Genomic DNA, 21,204 nt, shown 5'->3' on the forward strand with positions numbered 1-21,204 from the left:
TTTGCATATAAATCCGATTGTGTTAAAATTAGGTTTAAATTGGTGAATTTAGTTGGTAAGGTAGATTATAATTAAATTTATAGGAGAATTTCTTTTATGAAAAAAATGTTACTAATCTTTAGTTTTTTTCTTATTTTCTTGAATGGATTTCCTGTTAGTGCAAGAGAAGTTGATAGGGAAAAATTAAAGGACTTTGTTAATATGGATCTTGAGTTTGTAAATTATAAAGGCCCTTATGATTCTACAAATACATATGAACAAATAGTGGGTATTGGGGAGTTTTTAGCAAGACCGTTGACCAATTCCAATAGCAATTCAAGTTATTATGGTAAATATTTTATTAATAGATTTATTGATGATCAAGATAAAAAAGCAAGCGTTGATGTTTTTTCTATTGGCAGTAAGTCAGAGCTTGACAGTATATTGAATTTAAGAAGAATTCTTACAGGGTATTTAATAAAGTCTTTCGATTATGACAGGTCTAGTGCAGAATTAATTGCTAAGGTTATTACAATATATAATGCTGTTTATAGAGGAGATTGGGATTATTATAAAGGGTTTTATATTGAGGCTGCTTTAAAGTCTTTAACCAAAGAAAATGCAGGTCTTTCTAGGGTTTATAGTCAGTGGGCTGGAAAGACACAAATATTTATTCCTCTTAAAAAGGATATTTTGTCTGGAAATATTGAGTCTGACATTGATATTGACAGTTTAGTTACAGATAAGGTGGTAGCAGCTCTTTTAAGTGAAAATGAAGCAGGTGTTAACTTTGCAAGAGATATTACAGATATTCAAGGCGAAACTCATAAGGCAGATCAAGATAAAATTGATATTGAATTAGACAATATTCATGAAAGTGATTCCAATATAACAGAAACTATTGAAAATTTAAGGGATCAGCTTGAAAAAGCTACAGATGAAGAGCATAAAAAAGAAATTGAAAGTCAGGTTGATGCTAAAAAGAAACAAAAGGAAGAACTAGATAAAAAGGCAATCAATCTTGATAAAGCTCAGCAAAAATTAGATTCTGCTGAAGATAATTTAGATGTTCAAAGAAATACTGTTAGAGAGAAAATTCAAGAGGATATTAACGAGATTAATAAGGAAAAGAATTTACCAAAACCTGGTGATGTAAGTTCTCCTAAAGTTGATAAGCAGCTGCAAATAAAAGAGAGTCTGGAAGATTTGCAGGAGCAGCTTAAAGAAACTGGTGATGAAAATCAGAAAAGAGAAATTGAAAAGCAAACTGAAATCAAAAAAAGTGATGAAGAACTTTTAAAAAGTAAAGATGATAAAACAAGTAAAGATGGCAAAGCCTTAGATCTTGATCGAGAATTAAATTCTAAAGCTTCTAGCAAAGAAAAAAGTAAAGTCAAGGAAGAAGAAATAATCAAGGGTAAATCACAGAAAAGCTTAGGCGATTTGAATAATGATGAAAATCTTATGATGCCAGAAGATCAAAAATTATCCGAAGATAAAAAATTAGATAGTAAAAAAGAATTTAAACCTGTTTCTGAAGTTGATAAATTAGATAAGATTTCCAAGTCTAATAACAATGTTGGCGAATTGTCACTGTTAGATAAGTCTTCTTATAAAGACATTGATTCAAAAGAGGAGACAGATAATAAAGATGTTAATTTACAAAAGACTAAGCCTCAGGTTAAAGACCAAGGTACTTCTTTGAATGAAGATTTGACTACTATGTCTGTAGATTCCGGTAGTCCTATATTTTTAGAGGTTATTGATCCAATTACAAATTTAGGAACTCTTCAACTTATTGATTTAAATACTGGCGTTAGGCTTAAAGAAAGCACTCAGCAAGGCATTCAGCGGTATGGAATTTATGAACGTGAAAAAGATTTGGTTGTTATTAAAATGGATTCAGGAAAAGCTAAGCTTCAGATACTTGATAAACTTGAAAATTTAAAAGTGGTATCAGAGTCTAATTTTGAGATTAATAAAAATTCATCTCTTTATGTTGATTCTAAAATGATTTTAGTAGCTGTTAGGGATAAAGATAGTAGTAATGATTGGAGATTGGCCAAATTTTCTCCTAAAAATTTAGATGAGTTTATTCTTTCAGAGAATAAAATTATGCCTTTTACTAGCTTTTCTGTGAGAAAAAATTTTATTTATTTGCAAGATGAGTTTAAAAGTCTAGTTATTTTGGATGCAAATACTTTAAAGAAAGTTAAATAACTTTACAGTTAGATTAAATTTGTATAAATTGTTAAAAAACTAAAAAAGCTAAAAACAAAAGTTTTTAGCTTTTTTAATATTTTTTCGGGATGGTGGGATTCGAACTCACGATCCCCTGCTCCCAAAGCAGGTGCCTTAGCCACTAGGCCACATCCCGAATGAAGCGCACCAATTAGGACTCGAACCTAAAACCTACAGATTAGAAGTCTGTTGCTCTATCCAATTGAGCTATTGGTGCATTTAAAATTCTAATGATGAGTATATCATTTTGAAAAATCCTTGTCAATAAAGTCTAGATACCTTTACTTTGTATATTTTTTATTTTTGTTTTGTGTTTATAATGTTTTATAATTTTTTTATGATTAATCTTGATTTGATTGTTGATGAAACTTTGTTTAGATATCCTGATGTTAAACCTTTTTTAAATTATAAAAACAATTATGAACTTTTAATAATGGTTATTTTAAGTGCAAGAACAACAGATAATTTAGTGAATAAAATTTCTCCGTACCTTTTTGAAAGGTACGAGAATTTTGAAAGTTTATCAAGAGCAAATGTGAGAGATGTTGAAAAATTAATTTATAAGACTGGCTTTTATTCAAGAAAGGCTAAAAATATTGTGAATTGCTCTATTGATATTTTAGAAAAATTTAATGGTGTTATTCCAAATAATATTTTTGATCTTATTAAGCTACCTGGAGTAGGTCGAAAAACAGCAAATGTTATTCTTGGGTCTGTTTACAATAAACCCGCAATTATTGTAGATACTCATTTTAGTAGAGTTATTACAAGACATGCTCTTTCTTTGGAAAGTTCTCCTATTAAGATTGAATTGGATCTAAAAAGAAGAATAAAACCTTGTAAACAGTATAGATTTTCTATGGCTATTAATAAGCATGCAAGAGAAATTTGTACTTCTAGAAATGCAAATTGTGATAATTGTTTTTTAGAAAAATTTGCTCCAAGAGTTTGTTAATTTTTTATTTAAGATGATATTAAATGTTTCATTTTTTTTCTTAGCTTAAAATTTATAATTGCTAGTATTATGTTTATGCCTATTAGTATGAGTAGGGGATTGATCCATATCCATAGATATTTATTGCCCATTTGCATATAGTTGAGCAGTTCTCCAAGACTGGGATATAGATTTTTATCTTGTTTTTGTAAAAAGCTTACTACTTCAAAAGTAGTAAGACTTCTTCCCATTTGCAATGGGATTATAGATGATATTGATGAGAATACTTCTGGAAAAATATGATACAATATTATTCTAATTTTGCTTGCTCCCATAGCTTCGCTGGCTTTAATATAATCTAAATTTTTTATTATTAATGTATTATTTCTTGCAATAAAAGCAAATCTAATCCATCCATGAATCAATGCCAATAGTGTTGCTGTTTGAAGCATATTGTAAGTTTTTTGTTTTAAAAAGTAGTAAAAAACTAAAGACACAATGTAAAAAAAGGGTAATGTTTGCAATGTTTCAATTGGTTTTGAAATCAGCATACAAATTTCAAAACTAAACATGCCAATAATTGTTCCAATAAATATTCCAATTATTGCAGAAATTGTTGCGTAGCTTAGTGAAAGTAAAATAGAGTTTCTGGTTGCAATTATTAATCTTGCCATAATATCTCTTCCCATTTTGTCGATTCCTAATGGGTTGTCTTTTGTGGGTGGCATAGGTACATTTTTAATAGATTTTAAATAGACTTTATTTGGATCTTTTTTATAGATTGCAATTTTTGAATTTTCATTAACCAATGACGGAGTAATAATTAGCAACACAATAAATATATTAAAGAGTACGATATAAATTTTTTTTATTATTGTATCTGGTTTCATTACTTTAGAGTGTCCTTATATGGGTTAATTTTGTAAATTAGTATATCTGTTATTATATTTGGAATAAGCATAATGAAAACACCAATAAAAATCAAATCTTTAGAAATAGCATGATCGTTAAATTTCAAAGCATTTAAATATAATGCCCCAATTCCATCAATTTCAAACATTGATTCAATCATTGATGCTCCAAAAAAAGCGGTTGTAATAATAGGTCTCATGTTTGTGAGCAGTGGCGTTATTGATGGAATTAATGCATGTTTTAAGATTATTTGCAATTTATTTATTCCTCTTGATTTTGCAGCTTTTATATAAAATTCTGATAAAGTTTTGTCAAGAGATTGTTTAAAAATTACAGAATTAAATATGAAGAATGAAAAAAACCATGCAAATCCACCCATTATTAAATTTTTTGGATTTAAATTAAGGTAATATATTAAAGACAATATTAAAAATACTGTTAAGTTTCTTGGCATGGAGTGGAGCAATAGCATTAAATATTCTAGAATATTATTTATTAGATTATTTTTTATGTAAATTTTCCAAATTATAATAAGGATTATTGCTGCAATATAAGAGAGTAGGGCGCCTGGAATTGAGACTTTTAAAGTATTAAATATTTTTTGAAAAATTATTTTAGTAGTTGGCTTTCCTTTGCTCAGCAGAGAGTATCGATGATCGCCCCACAGTATTCCCTCATTTTTTGTTTTGTATATTATATATGAATTGCCAGCTATATGCTTTAAAAAGCAATCTTTTTCTAATTTTGATTTAGGGTTAAAGTCATGTATCAGGGCATATCTTTCTATACTTTTATATACTCCAATGTATTGTAAGTAATTTTGTATGACATTTGTTTTAACAAAAGGAGTATACTGTTGTTCATTTGAAAAAAGATTTACTAACGATACGCAAAAAAATGATGCACAAGTTAAATTAATTAATAAATATATTGTATTTTTTAAAATAAATATTTTCAATAAAGACTAATCCTTAGAGTTGTTGGAAGCAAGCTTATTGCTTTTTGTAATTTTCTTGGTTTGGATAATGCAGCTTGATAAAAAATAATAAATTAAACCTATTGCTATTGATATAAGGTAAAAATTTTGATTCTTGGAAAGGGGTTTTTGTAAGGTTAATATTTGCCCCTGGTTATATTGATCTTTATTATTGTTGGTTTTTATTACTGTTGAGTTTTTTGGGTAGTAGCCCAATTTTTTAGCTTCTTTTAGAATTTCTGATTTAGATACTTGTAGGTTAATATATCTTGCTTTTAATTCTTTTTGAATTTCTTTTAGTTTTTCGATGTGATTTTTTATTAATGTTAAGTTGTTATCCAATTTTTGATAATTAACAAATCCTCTCTCTCCAAATATGGGAGCTATTATAAAGTAGCTTAGTATTCCTGAGTAAAAAGACATTGCAATTTTTTTATAAATAGCCATATAGCTTGTAATTATATTCTTAATATACTATATTTACAAGTAGTTAAAATTGGTTTAGATTGTAGTTTTATTGAGTAGTTTTGGAGAGCAAGTTTGGCATGAAGGAAAGTGTTTTTTTTATCAAAGAAGGTCCCAAGGAAGTTAATTTTGATATTGAAAAGGTATTTTTAAGAAGTGAGTCTGTTGATATTGTTTCTACAGCTCCAGATAATCTTAAAACTTTTTTAGATGAAAAGCTGTTAAAACTCGATAACATCTTAAAAGAAAGGCACGGCGAGCTGATTAATTGTTTGAAGGGCGTTGAGCTTCGTGTTGAGAGAGTTGAAAAAGAAATGCTTGATAATACTCTTAAGCTTGTTCAAAGGGATTTTATTTCTTATGATTCGAAGGATTTTGAAAAAAAATCATCCGAGACGGATGATTCATTTTCCAAAAAAGAAGATAATTTGCCCAATATTTCTATTGGTCAAGAAGAATTAGATGCGCTGCTTGAAGGTATTAATTATACTCCAAAAGAAAATGAAGAAGTTCAGCACGATGTTAAATTTAATAGAGATAAAGATTTGAATTTGACTAACAATTTGCATGTGGCTGATAATTTTTCTAATAATATTCTTAAAAAAGAAGATATTAATGTTGACAGTGATAATGTGTCCATAGGAAATATGGAGTTAAATAATAATAACGATCACAGTGAAAAATTTGAAAGCTTTGCTACAGAGCAAGATAAACACCTAGATTCTGTTAATAAAAATTTGGATAATAGTTCTTCTTTAGGACATGAAGTGGAAGCAGAAGATCCCTATTCTATTGCTAGCGATAACTCTAGAAAATTGGAGAGCTTTGTAGATAATAAACAACGTTTGGATTTAATTGATGAGAATGAAAACATTGAGCATGAGAATGGTGATAATTGTGCGATTCTTAAAAACTCTGGTGAACGTTTTGCGCTAAAAGAATTTGATGATTTTGAAAATATTTTAAAAGAGGATCTAGATTCTACGGTTGCCGAAGGCTCTTTTTCTAATGCTGGAGAGAAAAATTTGCATGATAATTTGAGAGATAAAGCAGATCAAGACCAAAGCAATGATGTTGCTGATTATGAAAAGCCCAGTTCTCAAAGCATAACTAAGGACCCCTTTCCTTCTAATTTTAATTTTAATGATGTTGAAAAGGTTGTAAGCAAATTTAATGCTGAAGAATCTTTAAGTAATGTTATGCTAAATAGCGATGAAAAAGCCATATTAATAAATTTTATTGATAGGGTAGAAAGTGAACTTGAGTTAAATCCTAATAGAAATATTTTTAAAATTAAACAAGAGTATGAAGTTTTAAAAAAAGTTAAATTTTTACTTACTAAAGGTTAAAAATCCATTCGTTTAAGTTCTATTTTTTATAAAAATTCTTAAAATTAATATTTGATAACTGAGCGGTTTGTTTGATATTAATTTTAATTTAAAAGATATATCAGTAAAGTCAAACAACATCTTATCTTTTGATAAAATGTTGTCTTTGTCATGGTATATTTTGAGTATATTTATTTTTATATGTTTTTCTTTTAATGCTTTTTATATATAGCAAGATTAATCTGCATTGTTGTGATGTTCATGATTATCTTCTTGATTATCGTTGCTAGAAATATTATCTTTTTCTGTTAATTTTTTTTCTAAGTCGAATACATCAAAAAAAGTCCATTTACTAGTCATGTAGTAATATTCATCTTTATCTTTTTTGATTAATATGTCTTTGTCATTTTCTTCGTTTTTATTAAAATAAACTTCAATATTATTGACACTTTTATTGCTCCATTTGACTTCAATCTTGTATTGAAGATTATAATCATCTATTTTAGATTTATCAATTTCAAGTCCGTCAGCTTTAAATTCAGCAATAATATTTAAAGGCCTTTCTTTTGTCATTTTTTGCTTATTTAAAAAATAAAGGCCATCTTTAGTGATAATCTCATAGTTATTATTTATATTATTTTCATTTTCCTTGTTTAATTTTCTTATTATTTTGAATGATAAATTTTCTAATTTTGTGTTTTTTTCTTGGAACAATGTAGTATCTGAAAATGTATTATAAGAATTTCCTTTGTATGATAAGAAAATGTTTTTTGTTAAGTAAACATTTTCGTCACTACCTTTAATGTATGCCAGTCTTGAATCGCCTTCTCCTGATTTTCCAACAAAAATTTCTGTTAGCAGCTTATTATTATTGTCAAATAATTTAAAGCTTGGATTTTCTCTAATTCCCAGTTCCTTATGTTTTTTTTGATCTCTACTTACAAGTTTGTTTTTTTGAAGCTCGTCTAATGCTTTGATTAGAGAGTTAACTTTTTTGTTATCAACAGGAATATTTTGTTTATTGTATGTTAGAATCCAATCTTTGCCAAGTTTTGTTAGCGTTCCTTCAAGCTCTGTTTCAATTTTAGAAATTAAATTAAAGTCAAAATCAAAAAATTTTTCTTCAAGAATCCTTGCCACTTTATTTTCATTTGAAAAAATTATTCCCAATAAGAATGTAGATGTTAACAGTACTATTATCAATATTTTTATTTTTTCTTTATTGATTGAGAATATTTTTGGTTTTGTCATAAACACTCCTTTGTTCTTATTAATTTGCTTTTCTTTTTCTAGTAAATCTAATAAGTCCAAATATTAATATTATTGTTGGAAGAATAATTAAGTTAACAATTATTAATGAAAACTTTGCGTTGACCATTTCGTTTGAAGAGCTTGCAAATTTTAATTTAGCTCGTACCTCTCTGGATTTAATATTAAAAAATTCTTCCTTTTGCATTAAATAATCCGAAATTCTTCCTGATAGTTCAAAGTTTGATGGAGAACCGTTGTACATATAATCACTAAATATCATGCTTGATCCTGTTAGGATTATTTTAGAATTTTTGGAATATTGATCTTTATAGGGACTTTTAATTTTTCCTTCAATTGCATATCCTAGTATTTTAGTTTTATTCTCTTCAAATTTATTTGGAATTTCAAATGCATTCAAAGATATGTTTGAAAGGTTAGGTTCTTTAACTTGCCATGATTGTTTGGAGCTTGCAAATAGAGGTAAAAATTTTACTTCTGTTTCATCTTTTTTTATAAGTTCTAATGAGCTGCTCCAAGGAATTGTAGCGGTATAAAAATTTTTAAGTAATGGCATGTCTTTTTTTACAATATTGCTTTTATCTATTAAGATCCATGGATAGTAAGTTTGGAAATTGCCACCCAAAAATATTGTGGGCGCTCTTTTGTCAAGAATAATGTTATCGTTGTATTTTATCCCATAACTTTCAAATAGATCAAATAGGCTGGATTTAATGGGAGTTATGCCATATGGATTTTGAGGATTGTAGTCAATTGTGCTTGTTGCAACAAATATTTTTCCATCATTAACAATAAAATCGTCAATTTTTTTTGCAATTTCTTCGTCAATTTCTTTAGCGCCAATAATGAATAATCCATTTATATCTTTTCTAATGTCTTCTAATTTTTCAGTTTTTAAATCTATTTCTTTTATTTCAATTCCAAATGCTTTTTTCATTATTTCGGAAAAGTTTTTATGTGCTTCTTTTAAAGTGTTGTCTCCAAAAGCAAGTCCTAAAACTTTTTTTGTATTATTTATTAGTTTGTCAAGTCCATTTGCAAGGTCATATTCTAAATTACTGATTTCTGTTACAACCGGTATTACTTCTCTTTTCCCCTCGTAAATAATCTCAATTCCTGAGTATATTTTGAGTATTGAAAGCTGATTAATATCTCTTAAGTCGATTTGCTGAGAGGGAATACCAATGTGCTCTAATGGTGTTGAAATTTTATCAGCGTCAATTTCTTTATAAATTACCTTACCTTTTGAAGCATCAGAAAAACTTATTAAAAAATTTTTTATTTGGTTTGGAAAAGCAAAATAGTTTTCAAGGCTTCCTGAATTGTAATATGTTATATATATTGTTTCATTTGCGCTTGAGAACAAATTTTTTGTAACTTTAGATATTGTAAAAGCTTTGTGTTTTGTAAAGTCTATTTTAAAAATGAAAATAGATATATTACAAAAAATCAAAAAGATTATTGTAAGGTTCAAAGTTAGGTTTAAAACTTCATTTTCTTTATTTTTCATAAATTTATCTCCATTTTTTTAGTGTTATGCTGTGTGTGCTTAGTATTAGAAATGTGATTGTGAATGTAATAAAATAAATAAAGTCTGATAGGTTTAATATGCCCATATTAAAATAGCTAAAGTGATTAGTTATTGAAACAAAATTAAGCATTTCTCCTATTATATTTTCTTTTCCAAAGATCATAACCAATTTCCCAGAAAATAGTATTAATATCAATGTAAATACGGTAAGAATGTAAGAGACTATTTGGCTTTTTGTAATGGAGGATATAAATGTTCCCATGCTTAGCACAGAAAGAGAATAAAGAATTATCCCTAGATATTGAAGCAATATTATCCCAAGATCAAATTCGCCCATGAAAATTGTCATTATTGTAAGAGGTAGGGTAAGTGAGAATAGTATTAAGGTAAATATTTTAAGCGTAATAAATTTGCCTAAGACTATCTCTTGAGGGCTTAGCGGTAGAGCATAAAGAAGTTCAATGCTTCCTGTTTTGTGTTCTTCTGAGAATACTCCCATGCTAAGTGCTGGCAGTACCAACATTAAAATAATAGGCATTGAAGAGAAATAAGAGGTAAGAGATGCATTGTCTTTAATAAAAAATCCTGATAAAAAAATAAATGAAAAGTTTATGAATATTAAAAAAAATAGCATCACAACGTATGCAGTTGGAGTTCCAAATAATATTTTTAGTTCTTTTTTAGAAAGCGATAAAGATTGCTTTAAATCTATTTTCATTTTTCTCTCTCCTTGGTTAATTTGCTAAATATCTTTTCAAGGCTTTCATGTTTTGGAATCATTGCTTTTAAGATTATGTTATTTTTTACTATGTAGCTAAAGAGATCTTCTTCTGTTTTGCCTTGAGATAGTTTTAATGAAATATTTAAGTCTTTTTCGTGTTCTTCAAGCTTTATTAATGAAAAAATATCATTTTTGCTGTTGAAAATTTTTTTCTCATTTTCAGATTTTTTTAAAACTATTAATTCTATTTCAATCTCTTTAAGTTTATTTTTAATAATATTTTCTTTTGTTTCATCAGCAACAATTACTCCGTTGTTGACAATAATTATTCTTTTACAAATAGATTCTACTTCGCTTAGTATGTGTGAAGAGAATAATATTGTGCTTTCTTTTGCAAGCTCTCTTAAAAATTCTTTAAATTCAATTATTTGATTTGGATCAAGACCATTTGTTGGCTCATCAAGTATTACGAGCTTAGGATTGTTTATTAAAGCACCAGCTATTCCTACTCTTTGTCTAAATCCTTTTGAAAGTTGAGAAATCAGCTTATCTTCAACTTCTTTTAATTTAAATATGCTTATTACTCTATCAATTTCTTTTTTTAATTTTTTAACACCTTTTATTTCTGATATAAACTTTAAGTATTCTTTAACAGAAAGCTCTGGATAAAGAGCTAGTTTTTCAGGAACATATCCTATTTGCTGTAGTATTTCTTTCGAATGCTCTACAATGTCTTTTCCAAAAATTTTTACATTACCTTTGCTTGGATAATGAAATGATGTTAAGATTTTGATTAATGTGGACTTTCCGGCTCCGTTTGGGCCAAGTATACCAAGTACTTCACCTTCTTCAACCTTAAAGCTAACATTAAATAGTGCTGTAAATGGCCCATACATTTTAGTAACTTTTTCTACATTTATCATATACCCTCCTATTTAATAATAAAGTTATTTTTGTTTGCTTCAAGCCTCATTCCATCTCTTGTTAAAAAAATTTCTCCGTCTGGATATTCCAATTTTGCCTCCTTTAGTAAGTTTTCAAGATCTTTTCTTAATGTATATCTTTCACTAAAATGGATAAGTCCCGTTTGTAAAACTTTTGCTTGCTTGACAATATTTGCAGCCTCGCCAGCTGTTAAGTGAAGTTTTTTATCGGCTTCTTTTTTTAGCTCATTTTTAAATGTGCTTTCAATTATTACAAGGTTAAAATTTTTGATTTGCTGTATAAGTTCTTTAAAATAACCAGTATCTGTAATGTATGCAACTTTTAGTCCTTTTTTAGATTTTCCAAGTATTTCTGATGGCTTTATAATTTTCCCGTTTACCAATATTTCTTTTCCATCTTGTAGGGCTTTTCTAATAGGCCCTTTAGGAATATTTAGCTCTTCTGCTTTTTCTGTGTTGAATTTGCCGGGTTTATCTTTTTCTATAAATAAATATCCAACACATTCTATTGAATGTTTTAGTTTGGTGTATTCAATTTTTTTTGTTTTATCTTCATATATTATTTTTTCGGTTTTATCTATGATTATTTCTTTATAAATTATTTCATAGTTTTTATATATTTTAAGCATATTTATATTAGCTTGTGTATAGGTTTTTATTCCAACAGGTCCAGCGATTATTAATGGCTCTTTTCTTGTTTCTCCACTTTGTGACATTAGCATTACTATTCCAAGTAGTCCTGTGATGTGGTCAGCATGTAAGTGTGTAATGCAAATCATTTTTATTTTTTGCCAGGATATTTTTTGTTTCCTTAAAGACATTTGGGTTCCTTCACCACAATCGAATAAAAAGTTATCTCCATTGTATTCGATTAGTACGGATGACAAATATCTATTGTGGAGTGGCCTTGTTCCTCCAGTTCCTATGATATTAATATTAAATCCCAAAGATCATTCTCCTGGTTTATTTTGAAAGTGTCAATTAATTTTATTTGCTTTGTTAAATCTTGTTTCACTCTTAGTTTCTCTTTGGATAAGAATTATTTTAGCTTAACTTAAACATTATATTATTTTTTTATGAATTTAGAAATATTAATAGTAGTCGTTTGTCAGTATGTATGGATTTAAAAATTTTGATTTTAAGAATGATCCAAAATATTGTAATATTTTGCATATCTTTTAATATTGTAATGATTTGGAATTTTGTCAATTTTTTCAATATTATTAACTAATAAATTGGATAAGTATGGAGCCATAGATATGCCCCTTGTTCCAAAACCATTTAATATAAAGATATTTTTATGCTTAGGGTGTTCCCCCAAGAAAGGTTCTCTGTCAAGGGTTGAAGGCCTTATATGTGCTTTTTGAGCAATGACCTTACATTTTAGATTTGTTATTTTTTTAAATTTTTTCAATAGCTCTAATTTTGCCCATTCATTTGTAAGTGTATTCCAAGTGTTCCATTCGTAAGTGCCTCCAAGGTAAAATTTATTGCCTTTTAAGTGAATTAAAGATACGTGTCTATTGTAAATCTCTTTAAAATTTAATTTTTTGCATTCTAATATAATGATTTCGCCTTTTGCAGGCTCAAATGGGAGATAAGAAAAAAATCCTTTGAGTTTTTCTTTATACCCTTTTGCAAATATTAATTTTTCAAATTTCAAATCTTCTATTTTGAAAAAACTTTCTCCAAGTTTAATTTTATTTTCGTTTATATTTTTGCTTATGTAAGAATTTTTTTCGATTAAGTATTTTTTAATATTTTTTATATATGTTTTTGTATTAACCCTAGCGCCTTTTATTATCATTCCGCCGTTAGAGTCGTTTGAGAAATTGTAAGTTTTTCCATCTTGTATTTTTAAAATAAAGTTTGTTATGTTTTTATTATTTTCAAGTTTATCAATCAGTTCATTTTTTTGATTTTCAGTAGTAAAGGGTCTAAAGATATTTTTTTCTATAAAAAAGTTGGATTTAATGGTTTTTTCAATTTCTTGATAGTAGTTTTTTGCAAATTCAAAAATATGTGGTTCTTTCCAGGCAATGTTCATTTTTCTACCCATAATAGGATTAATAAGCCCGCCCGCCACTATTGTTGCTTTTGTATCTTCATCATCAAAAAGAATTACTTTTTTATTTCTTTTAAGCAGTTCGTAAGCAACGGTGCTTCCCGCTATTCCCCCTCCGATAACTGCAAATTCATGGTGCATTATAAGCTCCTTTTTAAATTTTACTTAATTTGTAAAATTTAGAGTATTTTTTGACTTTGATGAAGCTTAATTAAAGATTTATTAGTCTTTTGCTTTTCAGAAATTAAGTGCAATTGTTTAATTTTTGTGCTTTTTTATCATTTAAAAACCTTTTATTTTCAATTATAATATATCATTATGTTTTTGTATAAGGGATGTTTTATGACCGGGAAAGAAGATAATGATGCTTGTGTTTTGCATGATAAATCATTGAAGTTAGTTTTAAAGAGCAGATCAATAGTTATTGCTGGTGAGATTACTAAGGATGTTTCCAGGCTTTTTCAGGAAAAAATATTATTGCTAGAGACTCTAGATTTTAAAAAGCCTATATTTGTGTATATTGATTCAGAAGGAGGCGACATTGATGCTGGATTTGCTATTTTTAATATGATTCGTTTTGTTAAGCCTAAAGTTTTTACAGTTGGAGTAGGGCTTGTTGCTAGCGCTGCTGCTTTAATTTTTTTGGCTGCAAAATTAGAAAATAGATTTTCACTGCCCTTTGCCAGGTATTTATTGCACCAGCCCTTGAGTGGATTTAAGGGAGTTGCTACAGATATTGAGATTTACACTAATGAGTTAAATAAAGTTAAAAAAGAGCTTAATAATATTATTTCAAAAGAAACGGGTCAAAAAATTTCTAAAATAGAAAAGGATACTGATAGAGATTTTTGGTTGGATAGCAGCGCTGCAAAAAAGTATGGGCTTGTATTTGAAGTTGTTGAGACAAAGTATCAACTTGAAGAGTTTATTTCCGCTTAGTGTTTTATTTTTTTCCTGTAGTGTTGTAGATACAGATTTTAGTGTTTTGGAGCTTAAGGTTGCAAATTTTAATTTAAATGATGACTCTTCTCAAGGGTTACTTGATTCTGCTTATAATATTCTAAATCAAAGTTTTGATTTAATAATTATTAAGAATCTTGAGAATAAAAATGTTCTTGATTTAATTAATAATAGAGTTTTATTTAGAGCTTTTAAGAATGCTTATTTTATTGATCAAGGTAGGGGTCTTTCTGTTAGCATTCTTTCTAAGCGCAAAATAAATATTAAAGTTTTAAGTTTAATGCAAGATTCTTGCGATTTAAAATTAGGATTGCTTGTGGATTTTAAATTTGAGAATAATCACTATGGTATTGTTATTTATAATTTAAGCAAGGATTTTATTAAAAGTATTGCCAATTTGCAAATTAGTGAACAAATTTTATATTTAAAAGCCCAAATGGATAAATTGATGTTTATTTTAGATGAATCTGAATTTGTTATTTTTGATTTATTAATTAAAAATGGATTTTTTAGCTTAATAAATGATTCAAACGACATTTCAATGTTAGCAAATAAAATTGATTTTAGAGTTTTTTCTAATTTTTTTGCTAGGGTTTCTTTATATTCATTTATGTTTGTAATTGCAGATTATTTGCATAGCAATTATGTTGTTGAAAATTTTCCTCAAAAAATAGTTATCAATTGAGTTTTTATATTTATTTTCTTGTTTAACTTGACATTGCAATATATTATTATTTATTATATTATTCTATGCCGAAGTGGTGGAATTGGTAGACACACAGGACTTAAAATCCTGAGGAGGAAGCTCCGTACCGGTTCAAGTCCGGTCTTCGGTATTTTTAAATTTTTTATTTATGTTTCTCAGCCAATTTTTTGTTTATAAAGATTCCCAGTATGAATGATGTTCCCAGAGATGTAAAAGATGTAAAGCCGATTTTAAAGTTCAATTTTAATACAATTAATATCATTTGTAGAATTGATCCAAAAATTAAGCCTTTTGATAAATAAATAAAATTATTTAAGTGCTTATCTATTATTTTCTTTATTATTAATATTGATGTAATTATTCCCATTGTTGCAGCTGCTGCAAATATTGTAATAAGAATAATGTTAAATTCAGACACAATAAGTATTATTTCTTTATAAAAGCCAAGTAGCAAAAGCATTGCAGATCCTGAGATTCCCGGTAAGATCATTGATGCTCCGCTTATTGTTCCAGAGGATATCAATAATAAGTAATATTTTATTGAGTTTTTGTCTTTAGGTATTGTACTTTGCAATTGTATATTAGATTCTTTGAGTATTAATAAGAGCACGATAATGCTCATGCCAATAAAAAACAATAAATTATTTAATATTTTTGTATTACTATTTATTTCTTTTATAGATATTTCTGTTTTTAGTGTTAGTATATTTCCAAATGCTAATCCTATGAAAAATACTATTAGCAGTGCTTCTATTATTCCATTGTCAAAAGCATAAGTTTTAAATATTTTTGCAGTTAATAATATTGAGGTTAACATTCCTGTTGTCAAAATAGTTAAAAACATTAAATTTTTTTTAATTTCTGTGAGCTTTAAGATTTCTGAGATGGAGTTTATTATTTTGTAATAAATTTTTAATATTAAAGCCAGTGTTCCCCCAGAAACCCCTGGGATTATGTTTGCAATTCCAAGTAAAATTCCCTTGATATAAATATTAAGCATTTTTATTTTTAAGCTTTGAGTATTTTTAATTTAAATGCCTTATCTGTCATCGCCTTCGCCATTTATTGTTCCATTTTCATGTCGTTTTTGTATTTTTTTTAGGTTTGTAAGGGCAACATCTTCAAGCGTAATGCCTAAATTATTACTTAAACTTGACAAGTACCATAATACGTCCCCAAGCTCTTTTTTAATTGATATTAAATACTCATCATCAATAATGTAATTTTTATCTCTTCCCAATTTTTTTATTTTTTCAACAACTTCTCCAGTTTCACCAGCAAGGCCAAGTGTTGTTAAAATTAATTCTTCTTTTTTACTTTTGTATTTAGCAGTTTTTTTTGCTTTTTCTTGGTATTCGTTTAGTTCCATGTTGAGAGACAGTTTATTACAGTTTGTTATTATTTGCAAGTCCAAATAGGATTTATTTTTTTTATGTTTTTTATTATATTTGATTAATTAATCGTTAAAGAATTTATAGTATGAGTAAAATTTTTTTATTATTTAATGCAGTTTTCTTTTTTTTAAAAATAATTTATGTTTTTTCTTATCCAGAAATAAAAAATTTCTCAAGGCAAGATCCTGTTTTTTCTGATCTTAAAATTAAAGTTTTAAAATATAATAAAAAACAACATATTCCTCTGTTTTTTTACTCATATAAAGTTAAAAAAGGGGATACTTTTTTTAAAATTGCCAATAAAATAAATGGATGGCAGTCTGGCATTGCTACTATTAATTTATTAGATTCTCCTGCTGTGAGTGTTGGGCAAGAGATTCTTATTCCTAGTAAAAAAGGAGTTTTTGTTTTTGATAGTAAAGATTATAGGTTTAATAATTTGCTTTTAGCAACAAGGGATCTTACTAAAGCTGAAAAGGTAAAAATTAAAAAGAACGACAGAGTTTATGAATTTTATTTTTTTGATTTTGTTAAGAATCCAGATTTTGGACTTTTTTCAGGCACAGAGTTGCTTTTTTTCTTAAATGCCAATTTTATTTTTCCTTTAAAAAAATTTATTGTTAGTTCTGATTTTGGATTTAGAAATGACCCTTTCACTGGCAATAAAAGTTTCCATACGGGAATAGATCTTGCAGCTCCAATGAATACTGAAGTGTATTCTTCTTCTTCTGGAATAGTTATTGAAGCTGGATATAATGATCTTTATGGGAATTTTGTTGTGGTTGGGCACAAAAACAATATTAAATCTCTTTATGGGCATTTAAATTTATATTCTGTAAAGATAGGCGATTTTGTTAAATCGGGAGAATTTCTTGGAAGGGTTGGGCAAACGGGTCGCGCAACTGGTCCCCATTTGCACTTTGAAATATTAAAAAAAAATATTCCTATTAACCCTTTAAAGTTTTTAAAGTAAGGCAGGCTCTGCAGCCAGCTAAATATATTGAATTATCAAATTGTATTGATTATTAATAAATAATGGTGTATAATTATTTGTTTGATAAAAATATTTTTACACTTTTACGCCATAATTTTAAAAGAAAGTGTTTCATTTTAATATAATTATTGGCATTAAAAAATTTTTTGGTTTCAAAAATATACATGTAATTTAAAACAGTATTATTTTTTTGTACTCATTATAATTTAATAATTTAAAATAAATCCTATTGATCAATATTATATTCGATTATTTTATTGTGTAAAGTTTTTCTTCCTATTTTTAGTATTTCTGCGCATTTGCTTTTGTTGTTCTTGGAATGAAAAAGTGTTTGTTTTATTATTTCTTTTTCAGCTTCTTTTAGGCTAATTCCTATTGGTAGTGTTATTTTAAATATAAGATTTTCATTATTTTTGATTTTTGCTGGTAAATCTTCTTTAGTGATTTGTTTGCCTTTTGATAATATTAATGCGCTTTCAAGTACATTTTTTAATTCTCTAATATTTCCTGGCCAATCGTAATAATAGAGAGCTTTCATTGCATCATTAGAAAGAGTTTTTTCTTCTCTATTGTTTTCCTTTGCGACGTCTTTTATTAGTATGTTTGTTAAATAGGATATATCATCTTTTCTTTCTCTTAAAGGTGGTATGTTTATATTAATGATATTTAATCTATAAAATAAATCTTCTCTAAATTTTTCCTTTTTAATTTCCTCTTCAATGTTTTTGTTTGTTGCAGCTAGAAGCCTGATATCAACTTTAATTGTAGCTTCTCCCCCAACGCGTTCAAAAGTTTTGTTTTGCAGTACTCTTAAAAGTTTGACTTGAATTTCAGGTGAAATTTCTGCTATCTCATCAAGAAAAATTGTGCCTTTGTTTGCAAGTTCAAATCTGCCTTTTTTTTTGGAAATTGCTCCAGTGAATGCTCCTTTTTCATGGCCAAAAAGTTCACTTTCAAGGATGCTTTCAGAAAGTGCAGCGCAATTTACTTTTATAAATGGTTTGTCATTTCTATTTGAAAGATCAAAAATAGCATCTGCTATTATTTCTTTACCAACACCGCTTTCTCCCGTTATAAGAACAGATGCATTTGATTTTGCTATTTTTATTACAAGTTCAAAAATTTTTTGCATTAATAGTGATTTTCCCATGATTTTTTCATAGTATTTTAGATCTTTTCTTATTAGTATATTTTCTAAATTAGCATTTTCATCATCGTTATTTTCTTTTTTGTTTAGTGATCTTTTTATTATTAGCAAAAGTCTTTCAAGGTCTAAGGGCTTTGTTAAAAAATCATAAGCACCCTCTCTCATGGCATCTACAGCAGAATCAACTGTTCCGTGGGCTGTTAGAATAATAAAAGGTATTCCTAAGTTTTTTTCTTTAACTATTTTGAGCAATTTTTCTCCAGATATCTGGGGCATTCTCAGGTCAGATATTATTACGTCAAGATTTTCATTTTCAATTGTTTCAAGAGCTTCTTCTCCGTCACTAGCAGTGAAAACAAAATATCCTTCATCCTCAAGATAAGTAGCAATTCCTTCTCTAATATTCTTTTCATCATCAGCTACAAGTATTTTGCTCATTTTCAATACCCTTCAATTAAAATATTTTTTTTATTTAGTTTAGGCAGTGTAATTGTAAAAATAGTGCCTTCGCCTTCTTTGCTTTCCACAAAAATTTCACCTCCAAGCTCTTTTATTATTTTATAAGAAATAGTAAGTCCTATTCCACTTCCTTTTTCTTTTGTGCTAAATTGAGGTTTAAATATTTCCTCTTTTACCGCATCTTTTATTCCGTTTCCGGTATCTTTTATGTTGATATGTATTTTATTGTCTTTTTCGAAGAGAAAAATTTCTATTTTTTTTATTTCTTTTTTTGTTTCAAGCAGTGCTTCTTCTGCGTTTTTAACGATGTTTATAATAACTTGTTTTAATAGTTTTTCATCAATGAGAATATTGCTTATTTTGTTTAAATTAAGCAATAGTTTTATGTTTTTATTTTCTAATCCAGGATTTAACAATTCACATACGCTGCCTATTACTTGTTTAATGTCTTTTTCTTGTAAGTTAATTTTTATTGGTCTGACAGTTAGTAAAAATTCTGTTACTATTTTATCTACTCTGTTTATTTCTTCTTTTATTACTTTAAAATAATTTTCAGCTTTACCATTTTTCATTTTTTGTTTTTCAATTTCCTTTTTTAGTAGTTGTAAATTTATATCGATTGCTCCAAGTGGGTTTTTGATTTCATGGGCAATATTTCTTGCATGCCTTGTAAAAGAGGCCAAAGCTTCAACTCTTCTAAATAGTTCCTCTTTCTTTTTTTTCTCTTTAATGTCTTCGATTAAAATAATGTTGCCTTCAAGTTTTTTTTCTTTTACATAGGGCATAAATGAGATTTTAATATATATGCTGTTTGAAATTGGAACTTCTAATCCTATTATTTTATCCTCTGTTCTAACTAGTTCTTTTATTAAATTTATTAAGATTGGAATTTGAATGTCATCAAGAATTTCTATTTTTGATTTAGATGTTAAAGCTAAAATTTGGTATAAAATCTTGTTTGAATAGATTATATTGTTTTGTTTGTCAAGTACAATGATTCCTTCATTAATTGATGCAAATATTCCGTCATATATTTCTATTTTTTTGTAAATTTGTTCAATAAATTTAGTTTTTTGTTCGTTAGATAATTTGTTTAGCTTTGTTAAAGCTTTTTTGAAAAAATTATTCATATCTCCTCATAATTTAGCATCAAGTTTTCTATTATTAATTTTTTATTTTGATTATAGGGGCGATATTTGTAAATATTTTTCAAATGCTCTGTGTACTTTAGATATTGATTAATATCTATTTTGTTTTCTAAAAAATCTTTTCTAATGTTAATTGTAAGTTCGTTTAAAAATATTTTAAAGCTTTGATCATCTTTTATAAAGTCGCCTTCTTCAAGATTAAATATGGATTTTTTTTCTTTTATTATATTTAGAATTTTTGTCAATTCTTTTTTTATTTTTTTGCTTTCTTCTTTGTAAAATGAGGCGAAATACTCTTCAATTGTTATATCTTTATTTATTAGAAAGCTTTCTTTAAATCTTTGAATTTCTAAGCTTCTTTCTAGTTTTGCAAAATTGTAGACTCTAAGTCTTGAAAGTATTGTTTTTGGTATTTTGTTTTTATTTCTTGCTGCCAAGATAAAGTAAATATTTGAAGGAGGCTCTTCTAATATTTTTAAAAGTGAGTTGTGGACATTAAATGATAAATTTTCGATTTCGTTTATGTAGATTACCTTTGGTTTTTCTTTTTCAGAAAAAATCCAAGTTTGAATTTTTTTTACATCATAAACAGTAATGCTATGATTTAATTCTTTGTTTATATTTTCTATATTTTTTATAAGCTCATTTTTTATGTTTTCATTGTATTCTTTTTCATAATAAACAGAATTAATGTAGTTGATATTTTTTTCTATTTTTTTTAAATTTTTTTCATTACTGAAATAACATTTGGTAAAAATTACAGTTTTAATATATTCTAGGTATTTGTTTACTATCTTTTGCGAATTTGTAGAAAGATGTGCTTTTGCTTCTACTGTGTCAAGATTTGAGAAAATGAGCAAATTAGGGTTTGTTAAGTTTTTTCCGTTTAATATTTTTTTTGCAAGCTCAATTGCGCTAATCTTTTTTGATGAAAATTTTTCTCCTAGTAAAAGGATTGCATTTGGCAGTATTTTTTGATCATATTCGTTTATTATCTCTTTTGCAATTTTTGGAAACATTGTCATTATTGG

Annotated in this window: 20 protein-coding genes and 3 tRNA genes; 7 read left to right on the forward strand and 16 right to left on the reverse strand. The window is 27.3% G+C overall.

The window, feature by feature from the left end; all coding sequences use genetic code 11:
• Positions 1-96 precede the first annotated feature (96 nt).
• Entirely contained in the window at positions 97-2,199 is a 2,103-nt protein-coding gene (locus tag BSV1_RS00945) for a P83/100 family protein (RefSeq protein ID WP_008882193.1), read from the forward strand.
• Between the two features lie 84 nt (positions 2,200-2,283).
• Here the strand turns inward: BSV1_RS00945 and BSV1_RS00950 are convergent.
• Positions 2,284-2,356 (reverse strand) — tRNA-Pro (locus BSV1_RS00950).
• 7 nt (positions 2,357-2,363) lie between these two features.
• Positions 2,364-2,437, reverse strand: a tRNA-Arg gene (locus tag BSV1_RS00955).
• 102 nt (positions 2,438-2,539) lie between these two features.
• On the opposite strand from BSV1_RS00955, the gene BSV1_RS00960 reads away from it, so the two are divergent.
• Positions 2,540-3,175: an endonuclease III domain-containing protein gene (locus BSV1_RS00960; protein ID WP_008882185.1), complete on the forward strand. Its 636-nt coding sequence runs from the start codon at positions 2,540-2,542 to the stop codon at positions 3,173-3,175.
• Positions 3,176-3,183: 8 nt separating this feature from the next.
• On the opposite strand, the gene BSV1_RS00965 is transcribed toward BSV1_RS00960, so the two are convergent.
• The 3 genes from BSV1_RS00965 to BSV1_RS00975 are packed head-to-tail and all read right to left on the reverse strand — an operon-like array spanning position 3,184 to position 5,489.
• A complete protein-coding gene (locus BSV1_RS00965) occupies positions 3,184-4,044 on the reverse strand; it encodes an ABC transporter permease subunit (RefSeq protein ID WP_008882286.1) in 861 nt (286 codons plus the stop codon).
• Complete coding sequence (locus tag BSV1_RS00970) at positions 4,044-5,024, reverse strand: ABC transporter permease subunit (protein WP_008882299.1); 981 nt, start codon at positions 5,022-5,024, stop codon at positions 4,044-4,046. Before BSV1_RS00970 ends, BSV1_RS00965 begins: the two co-directional genes overlap by 1 nt.
• A 6-nt stretch (positions 5,025-5,030) precedes the next feature.
• Positions 5,031-5,489, reverse strand: a complete 459-nt coding sequence (locus BSV1_RS00975) for a septum formation initiator family protein (protein WP_008882200.1) — start codon at positions 5,487-5,489, stop codon at positions 5,031-5,033.
• A gap of 98 nt (positions 5,490-5,587) precedes the next feature.
• On the opposite strand from BSV1_RS00975, the gene BSV1_RS00980 reads away from it, so the two are divergent.
• Positions 5,588-6,856 carry a hypothetical protein gene (locus tag BSV1_RS00980; RefSeq protein WP_008882301.1) on the forward strand — a complete coding sequence of 423 codons (1,269 nt, stop codon included), beginning with the start codon at positions 5,588-5,590 and terminating at the stop codon, positions 6,854-6,856.
• Positions 6,857-7,072: 216 nt separating this feature from the next.
• Here BSV1_RS00980 and BSV1_RS00985 read toward each other — a convergent pair whose 3' ends face one another.
• The 6 genes from BSV1_RS00985 to BSV1_RS01010 form a co-directional block, all read right to left on the reverse strand.
• Positions 7,073-8,086, reverse strand: a complete 1,014-nt coding sequence (locus BSV1_RS00985; RefSeq protein ID WP_008882298.1) for a DUF4340 domain-containing protein — start codon at positions 8,084-8,086, stop codon at positions 7,073-7,075.
• 19 nt (positions 8,087-8,105) lie between these two features.
• Complete coding sequence (locus BSV1_RS00990) at positions 8,106-9,614, reverse strand: GldG family protein (RefSeq protein ID WP_008882216.1); 1,509 nt, start codon at positions 9,612-9,614, stop codon at positions 8,106-8,108.
• 4 nt (positions 9,615-9,618) lie between these two features.
• Positions 9,619-10,353, reverse strand: a complete 735-nt coding sequence (locus tag BSV1_RS00995) for an ABC transporter permease (protein ID WP_008882192.1) — start codon at positions 10,351-10,353, stop codon at positions 9,619-9,621.
• Entirely contained in the window at positions 10,350-11,279 is a 930-nt protein-coding gene (locus tag BSV1_RS01000) for an ABC transporter ATP-binding protein (protein ID WP_008882285.1), read from the reverse strand. Before BSV1_RS01000 ends, BSV1_RS00995 begins: the two co-directional genes overlap by 4 nt.
• 8 nt (positions 11,280-11,287) lie before the next feature.
• Positions 11,288-12,247: a ribonuclease Z gene (locus BSV1_RS01005; protein ID WP_008882261.1), complete on the reverse strand. Its 960-nt coding sequence runs from the start codon at positions 12,245-12,247 to the stop codon at positions 11,288-11,290.
• Between the two features lie 191 nt (positions 12,248-12,438).
• The gene (locus BSV1_RS01010) at positions 12,439-13,506 is read right to left on the reverse strand and encodes an NAD(P)/FAD-dependent oxidoreductase (RefSeq protein ID WP_008882208.1); all 1,068 of its coding nucleotides are present in this window, start codon (positions 13,504-13,506) and stop codon (positions 12,439-12,441) included.
• 201 nt (positions 13,507-13,707) lie between these two features.
• On the opposite strand from BSV1_RS01010, the gene BSV1_RS01015 reads away from it, so the two are divergent.
• From BSV1_RS01015 to BSV1_RS01025, 3 genes are all read left to right on the forward strand, one after another.
• The gene (locus BSV1_RS01015) at positions 13,708-14,304 is read left to right on the forward strand and encodes an ATP-dependent Clp protease proteolytic subunit (protein ID WP_002557344.1); all 597 of its coding nucleotides are present in this window, start codon (positions 13,708-13,710) and stop codon (positions 14,302-14,304) included.
• Positions 14,305-14,350: 46 nt separating this feature from the next.
• Positions 14,351-15,010: a hypothetical protein gene (locus tag BSV1_RS01020; protein ID WP_008882203.1), complete on the forward strand. Its 660-nt coding sequence runs from the start codon at positions 14,351-14,353 to the stop codon at positions 15,008-15,010.
• A 67-nt stretch (positions 15,011-15,077) separates the two neighbouring features.
• Positions 15,078-15,161, forward strand: a tRNA-Leu gene (locus BSV1_RS01025).
• A gap of 12 nt (positions 15,162-15,173) precedes the next feature.
• On the opposite strand, the gene BSV1_RS01030 is transcribed toward BSV1_RS01025, so the two are convergent.
• Together BSV1_RS01030 and BSV1_RS01035 are read right to left on the reverse strand one after the other, a co-directional pair.
• The gene (locus BSV1_RS01030) at positions 15,174-16,031 is read right to left on the reverse strand and encodes an undecaprenyl phosphate translocase family protein (RefSeq protein ID WP_008882219.1); all 858 of its coding nucleotides are present in this window, start codon (positions 16,029-16,031) and stop codon (positions 15,174-15,176) included.
• 39 nt (positions 16,032-16,070) lie between these two features.
• Complete coding sequence (locus BSV1_RS01035) at positions 16,071-16,400, reverse strand: nucleoside triphosphate pyrophosphohydrolase family protein (RefSeq protein ID WP_008882255.1); 330 nt, start codon at positions 16,398-16,400, stop codon at positions 16,071-16,073.
• Between the two features lie 110 nt (positions 16,401-16,510).
• Between BSV1_RS01035 and BSV1_RS01040 the strand changes: the two genes are divergently transcribed.
• Complete coding sequence (locus BSV1_RS01040; RefSeq protein ID WP_008882158.1) at positions 16,511-17,398, forward strand: LysM peptidoglycan-binding domain-containing M23 family metallopeptidase; 888 nt, start codon at positions 16,511-16,513, stop codon at positions 17,396-17,398.
• 247 nt (positions 17,399-17,645) lie between these two features.
• Here BSV1_RS01040 and BSV1_RS01045 read toward each other — a convergent pair whose 3' ends face one another.
• From BSV1_RS01045 to BSV1_RS01055, 3 genes are read right to left on the reverse strand one after another with little or no spacing between them, the layout of a single operon-like run.
• The gene (locus tag BSV1_RS01045) at positions 17,646-19,004 is read right to left on the reverse strand and encodes a sigma-54-dependent transcriptional regulator (RefSeq protein ID WP_008882166.1); all 1,359 of its coding nucleotides are present in this window, start codon (positions 19,002-19,004) and stop codon (positions 17,646-17,648) included.
• Positions 19,005-19,006: 2 nt separating this feature from the next.
• Positions 19,007-20,155: a two-component system sensor histidine kinase NtrB gene (locus BSV1_RS01050; RefSeq protein ID WP_008882199.1), complete on the reverse strand. Its 1,149-nt coding sequence runs from the start codon at positions 20,153-20,155 to the stop codon at positions 19,007-19,009.
• Complete coding sequence (locus BSV1_RS01055; RefSeq protein ID WP_008882212.1) at positions 20,152-21,198, reverse strand: hypothetical protein; 1,047 nt, start codon at positions 21,196-21,198, stop codon at positions 20,152-20,154. The genes BSV1_RS01050 and BSV1_RS01055 overlap by 4 nt, the downstream gene beginning before the upstream one ends.
• Positions 21,199-21,204 lie beyond the last annotated feature (6 nt).

The sequence above is a fragment of the [Borrelia] finlandensis genome, from assembly GCF_000181875.2.
GTDB lineage: Bacteria > Spirochaetota > Spirochaetia > Borreliales > Borreliaceae > Borreliella > Borreliella finlandensis.

What these genes read in the sequence shown, in the direction of transcription:
- BSV1_RS00945 (WP_008882193.1), top strand. Translation starts at nt 97, where the DNA reads ATGAAAAAAATGTTACTAATCTTTAGTTTTTTTCTTATTTTCTTGAAT.
- BSV1_RS00960 (WP_008882185.1), top strand. Translation starts at nt 2,540, where the DNA reads ATGTTTTATAATTTTTTTATGATTAATCTTGATTTGATTGTTGATGAA.
- BSV1_RS00965 (WP_008882286.1), bottom strand. Translation starts at nt 4,044, where the DNA reads ATGAAACCAGATACAATAATAAAAAAAATTTATATCGTACTCTTTAAT.
- BSV1_RS00975 (WP_008882200.1), bottom strand. Translation starts at nt 5,489, where the DNA reads ATGGCTATTTATAAAAAAATTGCAATGTCTTTTTACTCAGGAATACTA.
- BSV1_RS00980 (WP_008882301.1), top strand. Translation starts at nt 5,588, where the DNA reads ATGAAGGAAAGTGTTTTTTTTATCAAAGAAGGTCCCAAGGAAGTTAAT.
- BSV1_RS00985 (WP_008882298.1), bottom strand. Translation starts at nt 8,086, where the DNA reads ATGACAAAACCAAAAATATTCTCAATCAATAAAGAAAAAATAAAAATA.
- BSV1_RS00990 (WP_008882216.1), bottom strand. Translation starts at nt 9,614, where the DNA reads ATGAAAAATAAAGAAAATGAAGTTTTAAACCTAACTTTGAACCTTACA.
- BSV1_RS00995 (WP_008882192.1), bottom strand. Translation starts at nt 10,353, where the DNA reads ATGAAAATAGATTTAAAGCAATCTTTATCGCTTTCTAAAAAAGAACTA.
- BSV1_RS01000 (WP_008882285.1), bottom strand. Translation starts at nt 11,279, where the DNA reads ATGATAAATGTAGAAAAAGTTACTAAAATGTATGGGCCATTTACAGCA.
- BSV1_RS01010 (WP_008882208.1), bottom strand. Translation starts at nt 13,506, where the DNA reads ATGCACCATGAATTTGCAGTTATCGGAGGGGGAATAGCGGGAAGCACC.
- BSV1_RS01015 (WP_002557344.1), top strand. Translation starts at nt 13,708, where the DNA reads ATGACCGGGAAAGAAGATAATGATGCTTGTGTTTTGCATGATAAATCA.
- BSV1_RS01030 (WP_008882219.1), bottom strand. Translation starts at nt 16,031, where the DNA reads ATGCTTAATATTTATATCAAGGGAATTTTACTTGGAATTGCAAACATA.
- BSV1_RS01035 (WP_008882255.1), bottom strand. Translation starts at nt 16,400, where the DNA reads ATGGAACTAAACGAATACCAAGAAAAAGCAAAAAAAACTGCTAAATAC.
- BSV1_RS01040 (WP_008882158.1), top strand. Translation starts at nt 16,511, where the DNA reads ATGAGTAAAATTTTTTTATTATTTAATGCAGTTTTCTTTTTTTTAAAA.
- BSV1_RS01045 (WP_008882166.1), bottom strand. Translation starts at nt 19,004, where the DNA reads ATGAGCAAAATACTTGTAGCTGATGATGAAAAGAATATTAGAGAAGGA.
- BSV1_RS01050 (WP_008882199.1), bottom strand. Translation starts at nt 20,155, where the DNA reads ATGAATAATTTTTTCAAAAAAGCTTTAACAAAGCTAAACAAATTATCT.
- BSV1_RS01055 (WP_008882212.1), bottom strand. Translation starts at nt 21,198, where the DNA reads ATGACAATGTTTCCAAAAATTGCAAAAGAGATAATAAACGAATATGAT.